The organism is Acinetobacter sp. YH12068_T, from assembly GCF_024606005.1.
GTDB classification, from domain to species: domain Bacteria; phylum Pseudomonadota; class Gammaproteobacteria; order Pseudomonadales; family Moraxellaceae; genus Acinetobacter; species Acinetobacter amyesii.
Window position 1 is genome coordinate 2,464,280 of record NZ_CP094555.1, and the last position, 21,214, is coordinate 2,485,493.

15 protein-coding genes and 1 pseudogene are annotated in these 21,214 nt (G+C 39.5%); 11 read left to right on the top strand and 5 right to left on the bottom strand.

Going from position 1 to position 21,214, the window contains the following annotated elements:
- Positions 1-133 precede the first annotated feature (133 nt).
- Positions 134-568, top strand: coding sequence for a PaaI family thioesterase (locus MST18_RS11785; protein ID WP_180010067.1), 435 nt, complete (start codon positions 134-136; stop codon positions 566-568).
- A 71-nt stretch (positions 569-639) separates the two neighbouring features.
- On the opposite strand, the gene MST18_RS11790 is transcribed toward MST18_RS11785, so the two are convergent.
- From MST18_RS11790 to MST18_RS11805, 4 genes are all read right to left on the bottom strand, one after another.
- Entirely contained in the window at positions 640-1,878 is a 1,239-nt protein-coding gene (locus tag MST18_RS11790) for a DcaP family trimeric outer membrane transporter (RefSeq protein WP_180010066.1), read from the bottom strand.
- 188 nt (positions 1,879-2,066) lie between these two features.
- Positions 2,067-3,266 (bottom strand): CaiB/BaiF CoA-transferase family protein, encoded by a 1,200-nt coding sequence (locus MST18_RS11795; protein ID WP_180133758.1) that lies wholly within the window; start codon positions 3,264-3,266, stop codon positions 2,067-2,069.
- A 65-nt stretch (positions 3,267-3,331) separates the two neighbouring features.
- Positions 3,332-4,849 carry a 3-hydroxyacyl-CoA dehydrogenase gene (locus MST18_RS11800; protein ID WP_180010064.1) on the bottom strand — a complete coding sequence of 506 codons (1,518 nt, stop codon included), beginning with the start codon at positions 4,847-4,849 and terminating at the stop codon, positions 3,332-3,334.
- A 4-nt stretch (positions 4,850-4,853) separates the two neighbouring features.
- Positions 4,854-5,636, bottom strand: coding sequence for an enoyl-CoA hydratase-related protein (locus MST18_RS11805; RefSeq protein ID WP_180010063.1), 783 nt, complete (start codon positions 5,634-5,636; stop codon positions 4,854-4,856).
- Positions 5,637-5,891: 255 nt separating this feature from the next.
- Here MST18_RS11805 and MST18_RS11810 point away from each other — a divergent pair, with 255 nt between their 5' ends.
- The 4 genes and pseudogenes from MST18_RS11810 to MST18_RS11830 all read left to right on the top strand — a co-directional run.
- Complete coding sequence (locus MST18_RS11810) at positions 5,892-7,043, top strand: acyl-CoA dehydrogenase family protein (RefSeq protein ID WP_180010062.1); 1,152 nt, start codon at positions 5,892-5,894, stop codon at positions 7,041-7,043.
- A gap of 59 nt (positions 7,044-7,102) precedes the next feature.
- Positions 7,103-8,344 carry an acetyl-CoA hydrolase/transferase family protein gene (locus tag MST18_RS16670; RefSeq protein ID WP_368856479.1) on the top strand — a complete coding sequence of 414 codons (1,242 nt, stop codon included), beginning with the start codon at positions 7,103-7,105 and terminating at the stop codon, positions 8,342-8,344.
- Between the two features lie 12 nt (positions 8,345-8,356).
- Positions 8,357-9,550, top strand: a complete 1,194-nt coding sequence (locus MST18_RS11825; protein WP_180010060.1) for an acetyl-CoA C-acetyltransferase — start codon at positions 8,357-8,359, stop codon at positions 9,548-9,550.
- 382 nt (positions 9,551-9,932) lie between these two features.
- Positions 9,933-11,171 (top strand): annotated as a pseudogene (locus tag MST18_RS11830) (MFS transporter); the annotation flags it as partial.
- Between the two features lie 112 nt (positions 11,172-11,283).
- On the opposite strand, the gene MST18_RS11835 reads toward MST18_RS11830, so the two are convergent.
- Positions 11,284-12,219, bottom strand: a complete 936-nt coding sequence (locus MST18_RS11835; RefSeq protein WP_180010058.1) for a LysR family transcriptional regulator — start codon at positions 12,217-12,219, stop codon at positions 11,284-11,286.
- 112 nt (positions 12,220-12,331) lie between these two features.
- On the opposite strand from MST18_RS11835, the gene MST18_RS11840 reads away from it, so the two are divergent.
- From MST18_RS11840 to MST18_RS11865, 6 genes are all read left to right on the top strand, one after another.
- On the top strand, positions 12,332-13,492 hold the full coding sequence (locus MST18_RS11840; protein ID WP_180010057.1) for an acyl-CoA dehydrogenase family protein: 1,161 nt from the start codon (positions 12,332-12,334) through the stop codon (positions 13,490-13,492).
- A gap of 12 nt (positions 13,493-13,504) precedes the next feature.
- The gene (locus tag MST18_RS11845; RefSeq protein WP_257227540.1) at positions 13,505-14,317 is read left to right on the top strand and encodes a CoA ester lyase; all 813 of its coding nucleotides are present in this window, start codon (positions 13,505-13,507) and stop codon (positions 14,315-14,317) included.
- A gap of 31 nt (positions 14,318-14,348) precedes the next feature.
- Positions 14,349-15,191, top strand: a complete 843-nt coding sequence (locus MST18_RS11850; protein ID WP_180010056.1) for a hypothetical protein — start codon at positions 14,349-14,351, stop codon at positions 15,189-15,191.
- A gap of 1 nt (position 15,192) precedes the next feature.
- Positions 15,193-16,383, top strand: coding sequence for a CaiB/BaiF CoA-transferase family protein (locus MST18_RS11855; RefSeq protein WP_180010055.1), 1,191 nt, complete (start codon positions 15,193-15,195; stop codon positions 16,381-16,383).
- A 98-nt stretch (positions 16,384-16,481) separates the two neighbouring features.
- Positions 16,482-18,194, top strand: coding sequence for an electron transfer flavoprotein-ubiquinone oxidoreductase (locus MST18_RS11860; RefSeq protein ID WP_180010054.1), 1,713 nt, complete (start codon positions 16,482-16,484; stop codon positions 18,192-18,194).
- Between the two features lie 610 nt (positions 18,195-18,804).
- Positions 18,805-21,198, top strand: coding sequence for a DUF262 domain-containing protein (locus tag MST18_RS11865; protein WP_180063908.1), 2,394 nt, complete (start codon positions 18,805-18,807; stop codon positions 21,196-21,198).
- Positions 21,199-21,214 lie beyond the last annotated feature (16 nt).

Consider the following 21,214-nt stretch of genomic DNA (forward strand, 5'->3'; position numbering starts at 1 on the left):
TTTTATTCGACTAACAATAGTTTTTCACTATACAAAGAACAGCCTAATAACAAATTTGTATTTAATTTTAAGAATTTTATGTTATAAATAAAATAAATATTCTCTTAGAACAGCAATATATTTAGGATTTAAAATGTCTACAGATCAACTTACGGGTTTAGAGTTTTTAACAGCAGTCAAAGATGGGAGTATTTCCCACGCCCCGATGGCCAGCACCATCCCGATGAAATTGGTTGAAGTAAAAACTGGATATATTGTTTATGAAGTTACACCAAATCAACACCATATAAACCTTCAAGGCGGTGTTCATGGTGGCTTTTGCGCAACGGTATTAGACAGTGTAACTGGCGCTGCAGCACATACTGTCATGGAAAAAGGTATTCGTTTTGCCACGACTGACCTAAATATTAAAATGATCCGTCCGATGCAAACAAATAAAACCTATAGAGGGATTGGCACCATTATAAATACTGGAAAAACTTTGGTTATGACTGAAGGTAGAATTATTGATGAAAATAATAAAGTTTTTGCACACGGAACAGCAACATTAATGATTATAAAACGATAATATTGATTTTTCCGAAATAAATAATATCAGGCCATATTAATATATAGCCTGATACTTAAATAATAAACTAATTAAAAATCATATTTCGCCATAAACTCTAAACGGCTATCTTTACCTTGTTTATTATCCATCGTTTCACGTTCACCATAAATATACTCCATGCCAAAAGTCACTGGCTTAAACGGGTTATACATCAGGTTTAGCCAAGCTTGCTGCAAGCTCTCATTTCCAGTCGCAGTATTTTCATCATAAAATAATGCACCATAACCTAAAGTACTTCTTAATTTTGGATTAATACGATACGTTAGACCTGCGCTTACGGCATCAAACTCAACTAACTTCAAATCATTGCTTTGAATATAGCTGTTTGCAGCGTTATATAAAAAATACTTATCATCACCAACGACATGAGAGTAGTTTGCATTCACTGTCACATTATTCGCGGGTTGATATTGCAGACCTGCTGCGACACCCCAGCCAAATTCCGAGAGATCATCCTGCTGAGAACGGTTTCTGACTTCTTGGGCCAAAATTCGACCATTAATTAATAATTTGTTATCGGCCAGTTTTTGACTGACTTTTGCTGTCAGTGCGGGAAACTCATTTGCATCACTGGATTTTTCTATCCCCACCAAAAGCTGTGCATCCGGTGATAGCGCATGGCTATAGCGAACCATTGGTGTACGATAAACACCACCACCCAAAACACCATTAAAATCTAAAAGCTCTGGCAGTGTCTCAGTTGATAAAAATGATGATGTTGTTTGACCAACAAGCCAATTGTCCCAAGCTAAATATGCATGACGAATACGAATAGTATCGTTTTTATCACCGCCGCGAAAATCGACTTCCACTTTAGCATTGATATCTTTATCTGCCAGTTTAGTCTTTAAGTCCATCCCAATACGTGATGAAGTCAATGTGCTGTCGAAGCGGTTTTCCGTTTGCTTTTTATTGGCATCATCCTCTAAAGCCACGTTGTTGATACGGTTAAAAATACCATTACCGCCTTCAAATTGATATGCAGCATCCGCACGGACAAAACCATAGAGCGTAACTTCCGCACCGCCTTTAGAACGCGCTTTAACGGGTACTTGATCAGCTTTTTCTGTATTTGCTACGAGTGTTGCCGTGGTATTTTGATTTTGCTGCAATTGGGCATTTTGCTGCGCAACCATTGCTTTCAACTGATCTATTTCTTTGTAAAGCGCATCAATCTTTTGATTGATTTCCGTATTGGCATACGTCATTGGAATAAATAAACAGCTGCTCAGCGCTGCAACTAAACTTGATTTTAAAAATGGCAACATAGTGCCCTCCCTGTGATTTTAAAACATCCATTTATTTGAATTTATTATGAAATTTTATTTTCATTTCAATTTCATGAAACAAGTGTCCCCCTCAAATTTCATAAAAAAATTTGATGCCTTTTTGCAGGGGGACTTAAACACTTGGTTTTCGCTTAAATTGGCAATTTAAGCGAAATAACACTTTTTGATTAACCGACAATACCCTTCGTACGCAGCTGAGAAATTTCCTCAGCTACAAGGTATCGTTCTAAAACAGCATCGGTGTCTTCACCCAAAGTTGGCGGTGCCTTACGGTATTGCACTGGAGTGCGTGAGAATTTCATTGGCGAAGCAATAACTTTCAATTTCTCTTTCATTGGATGCTTCATTTCAACCAACATTTTGCGGGCAATCACTTGAGGTTCAGCAAAAGTCTGTTCAAGGTTATTGATGACACCTACAGGAACTTTAACTTTCTGAATAGTTTCTACCCAGTATTTTCCTGTATTGGTTAAGAAATGCTGACTTAAAATTTCAACAATTTCATCACGGTTTTTAAGTCGTAGTGCATTGGTCACAAAACGCGGATCTGTTGCCAATTCAGGCAAGCCGATGGCTTCACACAGCACCACATATTGCTTATCATTGCCGCAAGCAACAATAAAGTCTTGATCAGAAGCTTTAAAAACTTGATATGGAACAACATTGGCATGCTGGTTGCCATAACGCTTCGGAATTTCACCTGAGGTAATATAGTTCATGCCAATATTGGCTAAACATGCAACTTGTACATCCAGCAACGCCATATCAATATGCTGACCTTGTCCTGTCTTAAAGCGGTTAATAATTGCCGCTTGAATGGCAATTGCAGAATATAAACCTGTATTTAAGTCAGCAAATGCAACGCTGGTTTTTAACGGCTCTTTATCACCCGTAACTGACATCAAACCGCCAATACCCTGAATGATGTAGTCATAACCCGGCTCTTCTGCACGCGGTCCATCTTGACCAAAACCTGTAATAGAACAGTACACTAAACCCGGATTAATTTCTTTTAAGCTCTCATAGTCCAAACCGTAATTTTTTAACGAGCCCGCCTTATAGTTTTCAATAACAACATCTGAATCCTTCGCAAGCTGACGGACAATCTCTTGTCCTTCTGGCTTAGAAATATCAATGGTAATTGAATGCTTATTGCGGTTTGCAGCTTGGAAATACGCACCTTCACGTGTCTCTTCCCCAGCATCATTTTTCATCCAAGGCGGCCCCCACATACGGGTATCATCACCCACACGCGGACGTTCCACCTTAATCACTTCAGCACCAAGGTCAGCCAATATTTGACCACACCAAGGGCCCGCTAAAATACGGCTTAAATCTAGTACACGAATACCGTCTAAAGTACCCATAATAAATCACCTCTAAATCCATTCAGAATATTGTTTCGTTCTTGAAAAATTGATCAATAAATCCGTTAAATCGATGCTGTATGTAGCAAATCCAATTTAAGTTTTGCGCGGCGCTGCAGCCATGGGCTCGGACGATAGCGCTGATCACCGGTAATTGCGTAAATACGATCAAGTACCAATAAAATACGATGTGCGCCAAGAACATTGCCCCAGCTGATCGGGCCATGCGGATAACCAAGACCTAAACGTACAGCTTTATCAATATCTGAAGCAGAAGCGATACGCTGCTGAGCAATATCACATGCCAAATTAATAATCATTGAAATCACACGCTGACTGACGAAGCCCACACTTTCTTCAATCACGCTGACACCATGATTATTTTTTGCAAATAATGCATGCGCTTGATCAATGTATTTTTTATCTGTAATGATGGACGGCATTAATACGCGGCGCATATTAAAGTCTGTCAGCATATCGATGCTGACACTTCGAGCAGCATCCACATTAAATCGCTGGCTAGCTGTTGTTGTGTCTTCACCATAAGTTGCCAGCACAATTAGGCTATCAGCAGCAGGACTTTCTGCAGCATCTAAAGTTAACCCTTGTGATTGAACATATTGCGCCAAGATTTCACGGTCTGTTTCAAAGTCTGTACCCAGCCAAACTGCATTAAACTCTTTTACATTCGGCACAGCTTGCGGCGGCTCTTGATCTAAACGTGTATCTTGATCATAACGATAGAAACCTTGCCCAACTTTTTTGCCTACTGTGTTGCCAGACAGCATTAAACGAGTCAATGTGCTTGGACGGTAACGGTCTTCTTGATAATACTGATTGAAAATGGATTCCATCACACGATGAGAAACATCTAAACCTGTTAAATCATACAGTTCAAACGGCCCCATTTTAAAACCTGCAGACTCACGTAAAATGCGGTCCATTTCACTGACAGTTGCAACGCCTTCACCTAAAATTTTAAGTGACTCTGTTCCAAAAGCACGTCCTGCATGATTCACCAAAAATCCTGGTGTATCCTTAGTTTTTACACCAAAATGGCCCATGCGCTCAGCCAGCTCTAGTAAAGAATCAACTACTTCATCCGAAGTGAATAAACCTTTAACCACTTCAACAATTTTCATCAATGGCACAGGATTGAAAAAATGGAAACCTGCTATACGGTCTTTATGCTTACAGCTCGCCGCAATTTCTGTCACGACCAATGACGAAGTATTTGAAACTAAAATAGCGGATTCAGAAACAATATCTTCTAATTGCTTAAACAAGGTTTGTTTAATTTCTAAGTTTTCAATAATTGCTTCAACAACCAAGTCAACACCAGCAACCTGCTCTAGCTGATCCACGACAGTGAAGCGGGAAATGGTTTGTTCAAAAGCAGCAGGGCTAATTTTCCCTTTCGCAACCAATTTTTCTAAAGTTGCTTTGAGTTTATTTAAACCCACTTGAGCTGCGCCAGCTTTTGCATCAAATAAACGAACTTCAAGTCCTGCCTGTGCAGCAATTTGTGCAATACCCATTCCCATTACGCCAGTACCCACTAGCGCCATCTTCGCAATTTTCATTGTGTTACTCTCCTTGATACACAGCTGGTCGTTTTTCTAAAAAGGCTTTTGCACCTTCTTTTTGATCCTTCGTATCAAATAAAATTTGTAAAGCTTTGCGTTCGAGTGCAAGTGCGCCGTCTAAAGACATATCCTGCCCTAAATTGGTCACTTCCTTAATCTGCTGTACAGCAATCGTTGAAAATCCAGCAATCGTTTTTGCTATTTCAATCGCTTTTAGCGTCGCATCACCAGTTGTTACTTCTGAAACCAAACCCATTTGCAATGCTTCCTGAGCTGGAATTAATTTTCCTGTTAATACCAACAGCATCGTTTGATATTTACCAATCGCGCGTAATAAACGCTGCGTACCACCTGCACCAGGCATAAGACCAAGCTTGACTTCTGGCTGCCCAAAGGTTGCAGTTTCGCTCGCAATAATAATGTCTGCATGCATGGCAAGTTCACAGCCGCCACCCAATGCATAACCATTCACTGCAGCAATAATTGGCTTCGTGCAATTTGATATACTTTTCCAGTATTTTTCAGTGTGGCGCAAATACATTTGGCTGGTTGTCGCCGTTAGAAAATCGTTGACATCAGCGCCAGCAGCAAAGATTTTTTCGCCGCCAGTCAACACAATCACTTTTACTTTTTTATCGGCTTCTAAAGCCTCAAAGGCATTTGCCAATGCCTCTCTAAGCGCTAAATTTAGGGCATTTCTCGCTTCTGGGCGATGCAATTCCACAATTGCAACACCATCTTCCTTAACCGCTATTTTGAGTATATCCATACCTTTCTTTTGCATTCCCTACAGCGTATTTAAAATCAATATACAGATGATTATTTTTAAAAGGAATGTTTAAAGCTATGAAAATAGACTAAAAGTGGATATTAATTTTTGATTATTTTGATCAAAAATTAACATATAAAATTCACTGTGTAATCTTAAAATCTGATTGAAGTGTAGCCAACGACACTGTATAAATTGACAAATAATTAAACAAAATTGAAAGGCTGTTCAGATGAGAACAGTTCATAAATGACACAAGGAGCCACTGTCATGATTCGCGATCAAGAAACATTAGATCAATTGGTAGATACAATTCGTCAATTCGTTGATGGCGTACTCATTCCGAATGAAGAATTAATGGCTGAAACAGATGAAATGCCGCCGCATGTCGTTCAGCAAATGAAAGAGTTAGGTCTATTTGGTTTAACCATTCCTGATCAATATGAAGGTCTTGGCTTAACAATGGAAGAGGAAGTCATCATTGCATTTGAGCTTGGCCGTACATCCCCAGCCTTCCGCTCATATATTGGCACCAATAACGGTATTGGTGCAGCGGGTTTAATTATTGATGGTACAGAAGAACAAAAACAGCAATATTTACCTAAATTTGCTTCAGGTGAAATCATTGGTTCTTTCTGTTTGACTGAACCTAACTCAGGTTCCGATGCTGCTTCATTAAAAACAACAGCAGTAAAAGATGGTGATGAATATATTTTAAATGGTACGAAGCGTTTTATTACCAATGCCCCGCATGCAGGTGTCTTTACAGTAATGGCACGTACCAATCCAGATATTAAAGGTGCAGGCGGTATTTCTGCTTTCATTATTGACAGTAAATTACCAGGCATTTCACTGGGCAAACGTGATAAAAAAATGGGGCAAAAGGGCGCACATACCTGTGATGTTATTTTTGAAAACTGCCGTATTCCTGCATCAAGCCTCATTGGTGGTGTTGAAGGTGTTGGTTTTAAAACAGCCATGAAAGTACTCGACAAAGGTCGCCTGCATATTGCAGCACTCAGTGCGGGCGCAGCAACACGTATCCTCGAAGACTCTTTACGCTATGCAATGGAACGTACCCAATTTGGTGAGCCAATTGCTAATTTCCAACTGATTCAAGCCATGCTTGCAGACTCAAAAGCTGAAATTTATGCATCAAAATGTATGGTTTTAGATGCAGCTAGAAAACGCGATGCAGGACAAAATGTCAGCACAGAATCTTCTTGTGCAAAAATGTTTGCCACTGAAATGTGCGGCCGAGTCGCAGACCGTGGTGTACAAATTTTAGGTGGTTCGGGCTATATCAGCGAATACCCTATTGAGCGCTTTTACCGTGATGTCCGCTTATTCCGTTTATATGAAGGTACAACACAAATTCAGCAAATCATTATTGCCCGCAACATGATTCGCGAAGCATCTTAAAAAATAATGGGGCTCAACAGGACGAGCCCTTTTTTGTTCTTATGTATAAATGAATGAATATGATGAACAAAGTAAAAAGTGTCGACTGGAAAAACATCATTAAAGAAAACGACTTAATTGTTTGGGGGCAAGCTCAGGCTGAACCTATTTCTTTAACTCAGGATTTAATGCAAAAGTTACCTGAGCTGCCAAAATTCCGTGTTTTTTTAGGTATCAGTAACTACGCCACATGTCAGCCAGCACATGCTGAAAAAATCGATTTCTCAAGTTATTGCGGTGCTGGAAGTAATCGTAATTTGGCAAAAAATCATCATTTAGATATTCTGCCTTTACATTATTCAATGCTAGCAGAAAATATATCTCCTGATATTTTATTAATACAGGTTTCCGCACCCAATGAGTTAGGACAATATAGTTTTGGACATGGTCAAGATTATATTTCAGATTTAATCCCTAAGTCTAAAATCATTATTGCACAAATTAATTCAGATATTCCTTGGACGCATTCAGAAACATATTTAACAGAAGAAAATTTCGATTATTACTTAGCATCCAATTATAAACATAGTGCTGAAATAAATAATGAACATTCACTGGTTAATCTGCAAATTGCAGAGAATGTTGCCTCATTAATTCCAAACGGTTCAACCTTACAAATTGGCATCGGCACCCTGCCTGAAGCCGTTTTAAATGCCTTAAATCAGCACAAAAATTTAGGTATTCATAGCGGCATTATTAGTGATGGTGTTGGTGAACTGACCAAAATTGGCGTGATTAACAATGCCGAGAAACCCATTGATACCGGTATCACAATTACTGGCTTAGTGAACGGCTCGGACGCATTGCAGCAGCTGGTACACCTCAACCCGAATATTCAATTGAGGCCTACATCGTATACGCACAGTGCCAGCGTTCTGACTAAAATTCACAACTTAATCGCAGTGAATTCAGCAATTGAAGTTGATCTGACTGGGCAAGTTAATGCTGAAGTTGCAAATAACGTCTATGTCGGTGCAATTGGCGGCGCATTAGATTTCATTCGCGCGGCAAATCAGGCAAAAAATGGCTGTTCCATCATTGCATTGCCTGCAGCAGGTAAAAATTTTTCACGCATTGTCTCTCAATTAAACGGCCCTGTTTCAACGCCCCGATGTGACATTGGCATTATTGTTACTGAGTTTGGTATTGCCGATTTACGTGGCTTGTCCATTAAACAGCGTGTAGAAAAAATGATTGAGATTGCAGCACCTGAGTACAGAGCACAGTTGAAATCAGATGCACAAAATACGATTTATCTTTAAATGGAGTTAATGATGAAAGAAGCATATATTGTCAGCCCAATCCGCACGCCTATTGGTAAATTTGGCGGTAGTCTAGCATCCTTATCTGCTGTAGATCTTGCCGTGAAAGTGATTGAAGCAGTTCTAGAAAAAACTCAAATTGATCCATCGACGATTGATGAGGTGATTGCCTCACAATCTTATGCATCCAGTGAAGCACCCTGCCTGGGTCGCTATGCCGCTTTAGCAGCCAATCTTCCAATTGAGGTTCCAGGCTACACACTTGACCGCCGCTGTGGTTCAGGTCTACAAGCCTTGATGAATGCTGCAATGAATATTCAAACCGGCCAAGCAGAATCTGTTCTTGTTCTGGGTGTAGAAAGCATGAGTAATATTGAATATTACTCGACCAGTATGCGCTGGGGCTCACGCGCAGGTAATGTGACTTTTTATGACCGCCTTGAGCGTGGCCGTGAACGTTCACAACCTGTGGAGCGTTTCGGCTATATTTCAGGCATGCCCGAAACTGCAGATAATTTAGCACATGATTACAATATCAGTCGTGAAGAATGTGATGCATTTGCCGCACTGAGTCATCAAAGAGCAGATGCTGCATGGAATAATGGTTTGTTTGCAGATGAAGTTATTCCTGTTGAAGTTAAAACTAAAAAACAAACAACAGTGGTACTCCGTGACGAAGGAATTCGAGCTGATACAACAGCAGAAGGTTTAGCTAAACTTCGTAATCTGCGTGAAAATGGTGTGACCACCGCAGGAAATTCGAGTCAGCAAAATGATGCGGCTGCAGGATGTTTAGTGGTCAGCACAGAATATGCAGAAAAACATGGTTTGAAACCATTGGCTAAAATTGTAGGTTGGACTGCAGTTGGTTGTGAACCCAGCCGCATGGGTATTGGTCCTGTACCAGCAGTACAAAAATTGCTGTCAAAACACAATATCAGCTTAGATGAAATTGACTTGCTTGAAGTGAATGAAGCCTTTGCTGCTCAAGCGTTGGCAGTGTTAAAAGCATTAGATATACACGACTACTCACGTGTCAATGTCAATGGTTCCGGGATTTCACTCGGTCATCCTATTGGCGCAACGGGCATCCGTATTATGACGACGCTTTTACATGAAATGCAGCGCAGAGATGCAAAGTATGGCTTAGAAACCATGTGCATCGGCGGCGGGCAAGGCATTGCTGCCTTATTTGAAAAAGTCTAAATACGACGTAAAAAACCATCACTTTCAGTGATGGTTTTTTGTTTAAATAGCAATCAATTTTCAGCATTAAATAGATCAAAACATAACATATTTATATCTATTTAAATTCAAATAAAGCATCGTTATATTAAATATAGATCTTTAGGTTGTCTATTTTTTCAGACACACTTAATAATCCAAATAAATTAATTGAATCAGGATCGATAAATTAATTTACCCATTTAAATAACTTTCGCAACTATATTTTAATTATAGTCAATCATGCTATCTATTTATTAACTGAATTTCATATTCAGCATAATAAAACCCATAAAATAAGATGTTCACATCTTAAAAAACATAGCAGGCTATTAAATATAAAAAACATTTAAGGATGAATTATATGCAAGCAGCAAATGTAGTCAGTTCACCGCCTAAGCAAAAGTGGATTGCAGCTTTTATATTCTGCTTTTTGGTTCTTTTAGTCGATGGCGCAGATATGCTTCTCCTCTCTTATAGCCTCTCTAGTTTAAAAGCAGAATTTGGCTTGTCATCATTTCAAGCTGGAATGCTAGGCAGTGTAACTCTTGCCGGTATGGCCATCGGAGGTATTTTTGGCGGTTGGGCGAGCGATAAATTCGGCCGTGTTCGTATTATTTCCTTGAGTATCATTAAATTCTCAATCTTGACTGCACTTTTAGGTTTTGTTACAGACGTTTATCAATTTGCTGCGGTGCGTTTTCTATCTGCTTTAGGCTTAGGCGCGGTTTATATGGTATGTGCAGGTTTGATGTCTGAACTTGTGCCTACAAAATATCGTACAACGATTATTGCGACAATTTTTACCGGCTGGACATTTGGCTATATTGTAGCCTCATTACTTGCCGGTGCGATTATTCCAGAACATGGCTGGCGTATGCTATTCATGGTGAGTGGTTCAGCCGCAATTATTGGTGTTCTTATGCCATTTTTTGTCAAAGAATCAGAAGCTTGGAAAAATGCACGACTCAATCGTACTCAAAATGAAGCTAAGATGGTCAAAACTGACCGCTCAGTATTTAAAGCATTGGTTGAAGATAAATTAATTTTCAGAACACTGGTGTTTTGGATGATTGTCGCTGGCTTCATGCAGTTTGGTTATTATGGTGTAAATAACTGGATGCCGTTGTACCTAGAGCAAGAATTGGGCATGAACTTCAAGTCTATGACCAACTATTTGATCGGCAGCTATACAGCAATGATTGGCGGTAAGATTTTAGCTGGTGTGATGGGTGATAAACTCGGACGTAAGTTCACCTTCATGTTCGGTGCGATTTCGACTGCAATTTTCTTAATCATTATTGTAATGTTCCATAATGCCAGCAATATTCTGTACTTACTTGTGATCTTTGGTTTCTTATATGGCATGCCGTTGGGTGTATATACCACCTATATGTCTGAGAGTTTCCCGACCAATGTACGTGGAACTGCCATTGGTACCGCACATAATGTTGGACGTATCGGTTCGACTATTGCCCCTGCAACCATTGGCTTCATTGCAACAGAAGGCTCTATTGGTTTAGGTTTCTTAGTCATGGGCGTTGCATATTTAATATGTGCCTTGCCAACACTGTTTATTAAAGAAAAAATGTATGACCCTCAATCAGATACCAAAAATTTAGATGCAAATGACAGCAATTCAAATGCGGCTGTCACTGCAAATAAAACAGCGTAAGTTTGATACTCAAAAAAAATGCTCCTTTGGGAGCATTTTTTTATTCTTGGCCGATCCATTCACAGCCGAGCCATGTACCAGAACGTACAGCTTTTTTTGAGCTCACAATAATTTCATTGGCAATGGTATGCACCAATTTAGAAATATGACGCGTATTCGGCAAGGCCAAGCCAATTTCACGCATAAAATCAGGATGGTTAATAATTGAGGCTTGCAGGGTCTTTTGCTCTAATTCCGTTTTGATAGAAACCAGCGGTAAAATTGTAAAACCAAAACCCTCTTTTACCAATTGTTTTTGTACATTGAGATCATTCACTTCTGCACTGATCTTGAGTTCATATTTAGCCTTATGAAATCCCTGCTCAATCAGTGTACGCAAGCGATGCGGTGTGTATGGCAAAATTAATTCAAAAGCAGACATCTGCTTCAGTTCAACTTCTTCAAGTTCATTCAGCTTAGAATCGAAAGCACCTATCAGCCACAACTGCTCACGTACAAGCGGCTGTAAATCTAAAAACTTAGATGAAACTGATCCATAAATTAAAGCAACATCAATCTCACCGCTTTCTAGCCATTCTTTTAAATGTCCTGAATAACCTACTGTAATTTTTAAATTTACAAAGGGATATTTCTCTTTAATTACCCGCATTAGAGATACAGATAAGGCTTCACTCAGGCTTGCTAAAATTCCGACGTTGACCGTCCCTTTCAACGCACCATCGGATGACGTTAATTCGATTTTTGCAGTTTCAATTTCCTTTAGAACTCGTCTTGCATACACTTCCAAAATTTTTCCTTCATTGGTTAAGTGCATGCCATGACGACCGCGTTCAAACAATTCGACACCAAGCTCATCCTCAAGCAAATGAATTTGCCGTGAAACTGCAGGCTGTACAATATTTAATAAAGCTGCTGCTTTAGTAATATTCTTAGTCTCTGAAATTGTTATAAAAGATCGTAATTGTTTGATGTCCATTTCAATATTCTTTTAGCATAATGACTATCAAAATATTCTATTTTATTATTCTAATAATAACAATATATGATCATTACAAGTTACTAAAAACCTGTTTCGATAAGGACATCAAATGAAAAGCACAATCAATAATTACCAAGAAATCCGCGAAGCAGTCCGCGCTTTATGTGCAGAATTTCCAGCAGAATATCATCGTAAAATTGATGAAGAACGTGCCTACCCAGAAGAATTCGTTGATGCATTGACTAAAGCTGGCTGGATGGCGGCCATGATTCCTGAAGAATATGGCGGTTCCGGCCTAGGCTTGACTGAAGCCTCTATTATTATGGAAGAAGTCAACCGCAGCGGCGGCAATGCCGGATCATGCCATGGTCAAATGTATAACATGGGCACATTATTGCGCCATGGCTCTAAAGCACAAAAAGAATTGTATTTACCTAAAATTGCAACAGGTGAATGGCGCTTGCAAACCATGGGTGTAACTGAGCCTACAACAGGTACAGACACCACCAAAATTAAAACCACTGCGGTGAAAAAAGGCGACCGCTATGTTGTAAATGGACAAAAAGTTTTTATCTCTCGTGTACAGCACAGTGATTGGATGATTCTGCTTGCACGTACAACGCCACTTTCTGAAGTTACGAAAAAATCAGAAGGTATGTCTATTTTCATGGTGGATTTACGTGAAGCTGAAAAAAATGGCATGATCGTCCGTCCTATTCCAAATATGGTTAACCATGAAACCAACGAAATTTTCTTTGATAATTTAGAAATTCCTGAAGAAAACCTAATTGGTGAAGAAGGCAAAGGCTTTAAATATATTTTAGATGGCTTGAATGCTGAACGTACTTTGATTGCTGCAGAATGTATTGGCGATGGTTACTGGTTTATGGACCGTGCTACACAATATGTAAAAGACCGCGTAGTTTTTGGTCGCCCAATTGGTCAGAACCAAGGTGTACAGTTCCCATTGGCAGAGAACTTCATTGAAATTGAAGCAGCGAACCTAATGCGTTTCCGTGCATGTGAAATGTTTGACCGCGGCGAAAAATGCGGTGCAGAAGCCAATATGGCGAAGTATCTGGCAGCGAAATCGAGCTGGGAAGCGGCGAACAACTGCCTGCAATTCCATGGCGGTTTTGGTTTTGCCAATGAATATGATATCGAACGTAAATTCCGTGAAACACGCTTATATCAAGTGGCACCTATTTCAACCAACTTGATTTACAGCTTTGTTGCTGAACACTTACTTGGTCTTCCACGTTCATTCTAATTAGGCAAACCGATGAATAAAGTGATGAAATCAGCACGTTCTTATCTCTTTGTTCCAGCCAATCGTATTGAGCGCTTCGAAAAAGCGCTCAATACCGATGCCGATGCTGTGATCATCGATTTAGAAGATGCCGTTCCATTCGATCTAAAGCAGTCTTCACGTGATGCCCTTGCTGCTTGGCTGCAAGACCATCCTGAACATCAAGTGATGATCCGTGTAAACTCAAGCCAAACTGAATGGTTCTTGGCAGATATCGAATTAGCGAAATTTCCCAATGTAAGCGCAATTGTGCTGCCTAAAGCTGAAACTAGTGCAGAAATTGAAGCTGTGCTAAAAATTCGTGATATTGGTATTTTTCCACTGATTGAAACACCTCAAGGTTTCGCAAATGTCAGACAAATTGCTTGCACCAAGCATGTCATTGCGTTGATGTTTGGCACGATTGATTTCCAGCTTGAGATGAATATGAATGGCGGTTATTTAGAACTGCTGTCGTTTAGAAATGAAATAGTGTTAGCTTCTCAACTTGCGAAGATTCAAGCACCCGTGGATGGCGTGACAGTTGATTTTAAAGATGAAGATTTAATTCAATTAGAAACACAGCAAGCTAAAAATTTAGGTTTCGCTGGCAAATTGTGTATTCACCCCAACCAAGTCAATCTTGTCAATCAAACGTTTAATCCAAGCGCTCAGGAAATTACTTGGGCGAACCAAATCATGCAAGCCGTTGCAGACGCAAAAGGACAAGCGGTCAGTTTGAATGGAAAAATGATTGATCTGCCAGTTATTTTGCAAGCACAAAAAATTATAGACCGTGCATCTTAAGGAATGAATAAAGGAATATAGGGATAAAAATATGGAAAATTTTGATGCTTGGATTGGCAAAAAAGAAGTTTTAAATGATTTTACACATCCGCGCTCAGTATCAATGATGCAAGCGTTGCTAAATCAGACTGAAAATAAAATCAGTGAGTTACCGCACTTATATCAATGGTTTTACTTCTTGCCAATTGTAAATTCAGAAAACCTCGCTGAAGATGGACATCCTCAAAAAGGCGGATTCTTACCCCCAATTCCTTTTCCTAAACGTATGTGGGCAGGCAGCCGCATTGAATTTATTGAACCTGTACTACTCAATACCAACGTCCGTAAAGAATCTGAAATTATTAAAATTCAGTTTAAATCTGGCAAAAGCGGCGATATGTACTTCGTTACAGTAAAGCACTCTATATTTTCCAATGATATTTTAGCCATTGTTGAAGAGCAGGATATCGTTTATCGCGCTGCATCTAATCAGCCACAAACGCTTAAAGCTGCTGCGCCAATTGCGGTCACAGAAAAGCCATATACATACCAAAAAAGTTTTTCAGTGAATACCACTACGTTATTCCGGTATTCTGCTTTAACCTTCAATAGTCATAAAATCCATTATGATCGTCCGTATGCGATGGAAATAGAAGGCTACCCGGGCCTCGTCGTTCACGGCCCACTTTTAGCAACATTGCTGCTGCATACATTTAAACAAGAACATAGCGATAAAAAAATTTCGCGCTTCGAATTCAAAGCTGTTAATCCTGTATATGATTTCAATACATTTTCAATTTGCGGTGATGTACAGCTCAACCACGCTGAATTATGGATTGAAAAATCTGACGGGCAAATTGCAATGAAAGGCTCTGTACAATATCACGAGGGTTAACATGCCAGCTTTAGATGGAATCACTGTAGTCTCTTTAGAACATGCGATTGCTGCGCCATTTTGTACAAGGCAACTCGCAGACCTTGGGGCACGTGTCATCAAAATTGAACGCCCACATGTTGGTGACTTTGCCCGAAAGTACGATGAACGCGTCGATGGCATGTCCTCGCATTTTGTTTGGACAAACCGTTCAAAAGAAAGCCTGACGTTAGATTTAAAAACTGAACAAGCAAAAGCTGTAGTCAAACAACTTTTATTAAAAGCGGATGTTTTAGTACAAAACTTAGCGCCTGGTGCGGCATCACGCTTAGGCTTTTCATACGAAGAGCTCGCTGAAATTAATCCTAGAATTATTGTCTGCGACATTTCTGGATATGGCGATGATCTTAATCATCCTGGGCCATACCGCGACAAAAAAGCGTATGACTTGCTGATTCAGAGTGAGTCCGGCTTTCTCTCTATTACTGGCACGGATGAGGAAAGTGTTAAAGCAGGATGTTCCATCGCAGATATTTCTGCTGGCATGTATGCCTACAGTAATATTCTGGCTGCGCTGATTGAGCGCGGTAAAACAGGCAAAGGTAAACGCATTGATGTCTCTATGCTGGAAAGCATGACAGAATGGATGGGATACCCGCTGTATTACACTCTAAATGGTGAGTCCTCACCACCTCGGAGCGGCGCTTCACATGCCACCATTTACCCTTATGGGCCATTCCCAACAGGCGATCAAAAGCAAGTCATTTTAGGTGTGCAAAATGATCGTGAATGGCAAGCCTTTTGTGAAATGGTACTAGAAGCTCCTGAACTTTATCTCGATGCAAGATTCCACACCAATACACTGCGCTCGCAAAACAGACATACATTGTGTCATATGATCGAACAAAAGTTCAGCCAGTGGTCACAAGCTGAAATTATGCAGCGTTTAGAAAGCGCAAATATTGCCAATGCACGTGTCAATCAAGTTCAAGACCTATGGCAGCATCCACAGCTTCAGGCACGCCAGCGTTGGATTGAGGTCGATTCCCCTGTTGGAAAAATCCCAACCTTAAAACCAGTCGGTTTATCTAATACTGAGGACTTTACTGTAAAAGGCATACCTAGCTTAGGTCAGCATACCCACAGTATTTTAAAGGAATTGGCGTTTAGTCCAGAATATATTCAATCCTTATCAGTTGAAGGCATTATTTAATTTTTTATCTCGCTTGCTTAGGCCAGCAAGCGAGTTTTTTAAATTTAAGCTGAAATTTCTCACCCCAATTTTATGAAATAATCCACAGAGTAAAAATCATGGAAGATATTACACGTGAATCGATGGAGTTTGACGTAGTAATCGTTGGTGCAGGCCCTGCGGGTCTTTCTGCAGCGATTAAAATCCGTCAACTTGCAATTGAAAATAACCTGAACGATTTGTCCGTTTGTGTCGTGGAAAAGGGCTCCGAAGTAGGTGCGCATATTCTGTCTGGCGCTGTGCTTGAACCGCGCGCGATGAATGAACTCTTCCCTGACTGGAAAGAACAAGGCGCTCCTTTAAATGTGCCTGTTACTGAAGACAAAACCTATTTCTTATTGTCTGATGAAAAATCGCAAGAAATGCCGCATTGGATGGTGCCAAAAACCATGCACAATGAAGGCAACTATGTGATTTCATTGGGCAACGTGGTTCGCTGGTTAGGCGCGAAAGCTGAAGAATTAGAAGTGTCTATTTTCCCAGGCTTTGCTGCTTCAGAAATCCTTTACCATGAAGACGGTACGGTGAAAGGTATTCAAACTGGCGACATGGGCATTGGCAAAGATGGCGAACCGACGCACAACTTTACCCCTGGCTATGAACTTCACGCGAAATACACTTTATTTGCTGAAGGCTGCCGTGGTCACCTAGGCAAACGCCTTATTTCTAAATTTGATTTAGATAAAGATGCTGATCCGCAGCACTACGGTATTGGTATTAAAGAGCTGTGGGAAATCGACCCTGCAAAACACAAAGCAGGTACGGTAATGCACGGTGCTGGCTGGCCTTTAACTGAAACAGGTTCTTCAGGCGGCTGGTGGTTATACCACGCAGAAAACAACCAAGTGACTTTGGGTATGATCGTTGACTTGTCATACACCAACCCGCACATGTACCCATTCATGGAAATGCAGCGCTGGAAAACACACCCGCTGATTAAACAATTCCTTGAAGGTGGCAAGCGTATTTCTTATGGCGCGCGTGCTGTTGTGAAGGGCGGTTTCAACTCGCTTCCTAAATTCACATTCCCAGGCGGCTCGCTGATTGGTGATGACGCTGGCTTCTTGAACTTTGCCAAAATCAAAGGCTCTCACACTGCCATGAAATCTGGCATGCTGTGCGGTGAAGCTGTATTTGAAGCGATTGCTGCCGGTGTAGAAAAAGGCGGTGATCTTGCGATTGCTCGTGTCACTGAAGGTGAAGACTTCTTCGCGAAAGAAGTAACGGCATACACTGAGAAATTTAACAGCAGCTGGTTAAAAGAAGAGTTATACAATGCGCGTAACTTTGGCCCTGCAATGCACAAGTTCGGTACATTCGGCGGCGGCGCATTCAACTTTATCGATCAAAATATCTTTAAAGTGCCGTTCACGCTGCGTGACTTACAGCCGGACTACAGTGCACTGAAAACTGTTGAAGCGAATCATGTTAAACCAAACTATCCAAAACCGGATGGCAAGATTACATTTGACCGCTTATCTTCCGTATTCGTATCTAACACAGTACATGAAGAAAACCAGCCTGCTCATTTGAAACTGACTGATGCTTCTATTCCAGTCAACGTCAACTTGCCTAAATGGGATGAGCCTGCTCAGCGCTACTGCCCTGCTGGTGTTTATGAAATTATGGAAGAAAATGACGGTTCTAAGCGTTTCCAAATCAACGCGGCAAACTGTGTTCACTGTAAGACTTGTGACATCAAAGATCCATCTCAGAATATCACCTGGGTAACGCCTGAAGGCGGCGGTGGTCCGAATTATCCAAATATGTAATTTAAGATAGTTCTTGTGAGGAAGCTCACATATACCCATACATGTGGAGTTATAACTAGCTCTTCATTTTAATTTTTTAGGTAATCTCAGTGCCTTAGGGTGCTGAGATTGAAAATATAACTGCAGTATGGAATATAATAAAAAATTAACTCTTCAAAAAAAGTATAATTATTTTTTATTCATTGGCTCATATATAAATTCAAGATGATTTTTGCAAAAAAAATGAACGGTTTTTAAATAATAGCTTTTTTTGAGGTGGTGGCAGTTTAACAGATTTGAAAATTTAATTAAATAACAATAATTTAACCTAAAGACTTTATGGCAAAATTACCCACTAATTACCCACCTATACGCCTAACCAAAAGATTCTACATCTAATCAGTTGAGTTCTATTTATCAATATTTATTAAGTTTTCAGCTAGCTATTCTAGATGTATATCTTATAGCCAGTTATTTCCATAAAGAGCTCACATAGTCAAAAGTAATGCAATCAACAAATATCTCTAAAAAATTAAAATTCATTGATAATTATAAAAATTTCTTTTGGAACAGGAACATATTCTTTGTATGATTGATGAATTCTAAAAAGAACCTATTTTCAGAGGGAATAATGGCTGTAGATCCTAAAACAATTTTTGAGGCAATATCTAAATCACCTATGGAGTTACTCGCAGATAGAGGACTTGGATTATATATTCCTTCATATCAAAGACCTTATAGTTGGGACAAAGACAAAGTCAGTAGACTAATAGAAGACATTAGCCATGGTTTTAAAATGTTGGTCAAGTCTGATGATAGCTTTACATTTCTTGGAACAGTTATCACGATTCATGACATAAACAACTCAACAGTACAACCAATTGTTAGGGCCGATGTACCTAGCAAAGTTTTAACTGTAATTGATGGTCAACAACGTATGACCACTCTACTGCTAGTTTGCATTGCCTTGCACAACTCTCTAAATCTTGCCCATAAACAATTTTTGAAAAAAACCAAAAGCATTTCTGCTGAATATGAAAAATTAAGTAGTGCAGCTGATTCAGATGCAACTTTAAGCGAATTAGAAAGTCATGTTACAGCAATAGAATGGCTTGATGGACAGACTCGTGAAGCACTGTCCGCTTTGTCTGAAACTTTTTATGAAAAATATTCTTTCGGTAAATCACCATTATATCCGCGAATGATTCGTTCGATTGATGATCAATGGTCTAAAGGTACAGCAACACGTAAATATGACTCACCAATTGCCAATCTCATATTTAACTATATAACTGAGATTGATAAAGCTGATTACGAAGTCGCTGAATATAAACCTGTAAAACGTAATAACAGTATGGAAGGTGAAGAAGCTATTGTGGATCGCTTCACTCAACTCATGAAAATTTTCAAAAGCTTAATCAGTAATCGCAGTACAACTCTCGATGAAATTGAAGAAATCCCGGACATCAGCGATATATATGCTTCTGACTTGTTGCAAGAAGGGTTATTAAATCACTTAGCACCTGTTCCTAATATTCTTAATTTGCCTTCAAATGAAAAAGAATTATTCGATAAATTATGTATTCTAGTGTTTTATGCACGCTACGTCTTACATCGTGTAGTACTAACCGTAGTAAAAGGTAAAAATGAAGATTATGCCTTCACTATTTTTGAATCACTTAATACTACAGGTGAGCCACTAACAGCCTTTGAAACGTTTAAACCTCGTGTGGTTAATGCTGTCGGTTTAGCAAATTATGAAACTTCTCAAGAAAAATCTTTAATGGATCAGGTTGCTGAATACCTTTGCGTTTTTTCTGTTGGACCAGAACTTCAAAAAGCCACAAAAGAATTACTAATCCATTTCTTTAGCTCCTACTCTGGCTTACGTATTTCAGGACGACTAGCTGAGCAACGTAGTGAGCTAAAAACAGCTTTCGAAGAGACAGCTAATCAACTGACATTTATCAAAATGCTAAGCCATTGTGCCAATTTTAAGAAATATATTTGGGAGTCGGACTCTTATAGTGATCTTTCTAAAGTCTTTGGATCTATGCAACTTTCATCTACAAGTAAACTTGGTCTCAAGTTCTTTAAAGACATTAATCACACAATCGTAATCCCTATTCTTACATTATTTTATAGCCAAATTTTGGATGCTCAGAATGATGAAGAGAAGAGCGCTCGATTCAAAGATTTTGAAGATGCGCTTAAAGCAATGGTATCTTTTAGTACGCTCTGGCGTGCATCACGTCGTGGTACTGGTGGTATCGATAACGAATACCGTGAGTTTTTAAGTAAGGATGACATGCCTTCAGGGCTACCTAAGCTCGCAAAGATTTATATGAATGATCAGATTATTAACATTGATCTTTTCAAAGCAGAACTCAAGTCAAGACTGCTAGATGCCAACAGAAAAGGAAAGTTAATTGATAAAGATAATTTTGTATCAATTTCAAGTCACTTACCTATTTATAGCAGTGCTAAAAAAGTTGCAAAACTCCTATTACTTGCGGCTCATCATGATGCAGTCATAGATTCAGCATATGAAGGCTTACTAGTTAAAGGTAGAACCTCTTCTAACCCATGCTTAGATATTGAAAGTTATATTGATGACCGAAATCTATCTTTAGAACATATCGCACCACAATCAAACAATGGCACATGGGATGTAGGAATTTATGAAAATGGTGAACTCAAAGATACTTTAGGTAATCTTGTATTAATTTCACATGATTTAAATTCATCATTAGGAAATAGAGTTTGGGCAGAAAAGCGTATTTTCTATAAAGTTGTCGGTGCACAAGATCCTAATGAGGCAGCAAAAGTATTAAATGAAGCAGCAAGCATTAATAACATTAGATTTGGTGACTTGACCAAGGATCTACTAGCCGCTCAAAAATATATGCCTAACTTGGTTACCCTAGGAAACATGACTAAACCTTGGACAAGTGATTTTATTATCACTCGTTCAAAACGCTTATATGAGCTTGCTTGGGATGAATTAATTAAATGGTTAGAATGATTGCATAAATAATAAA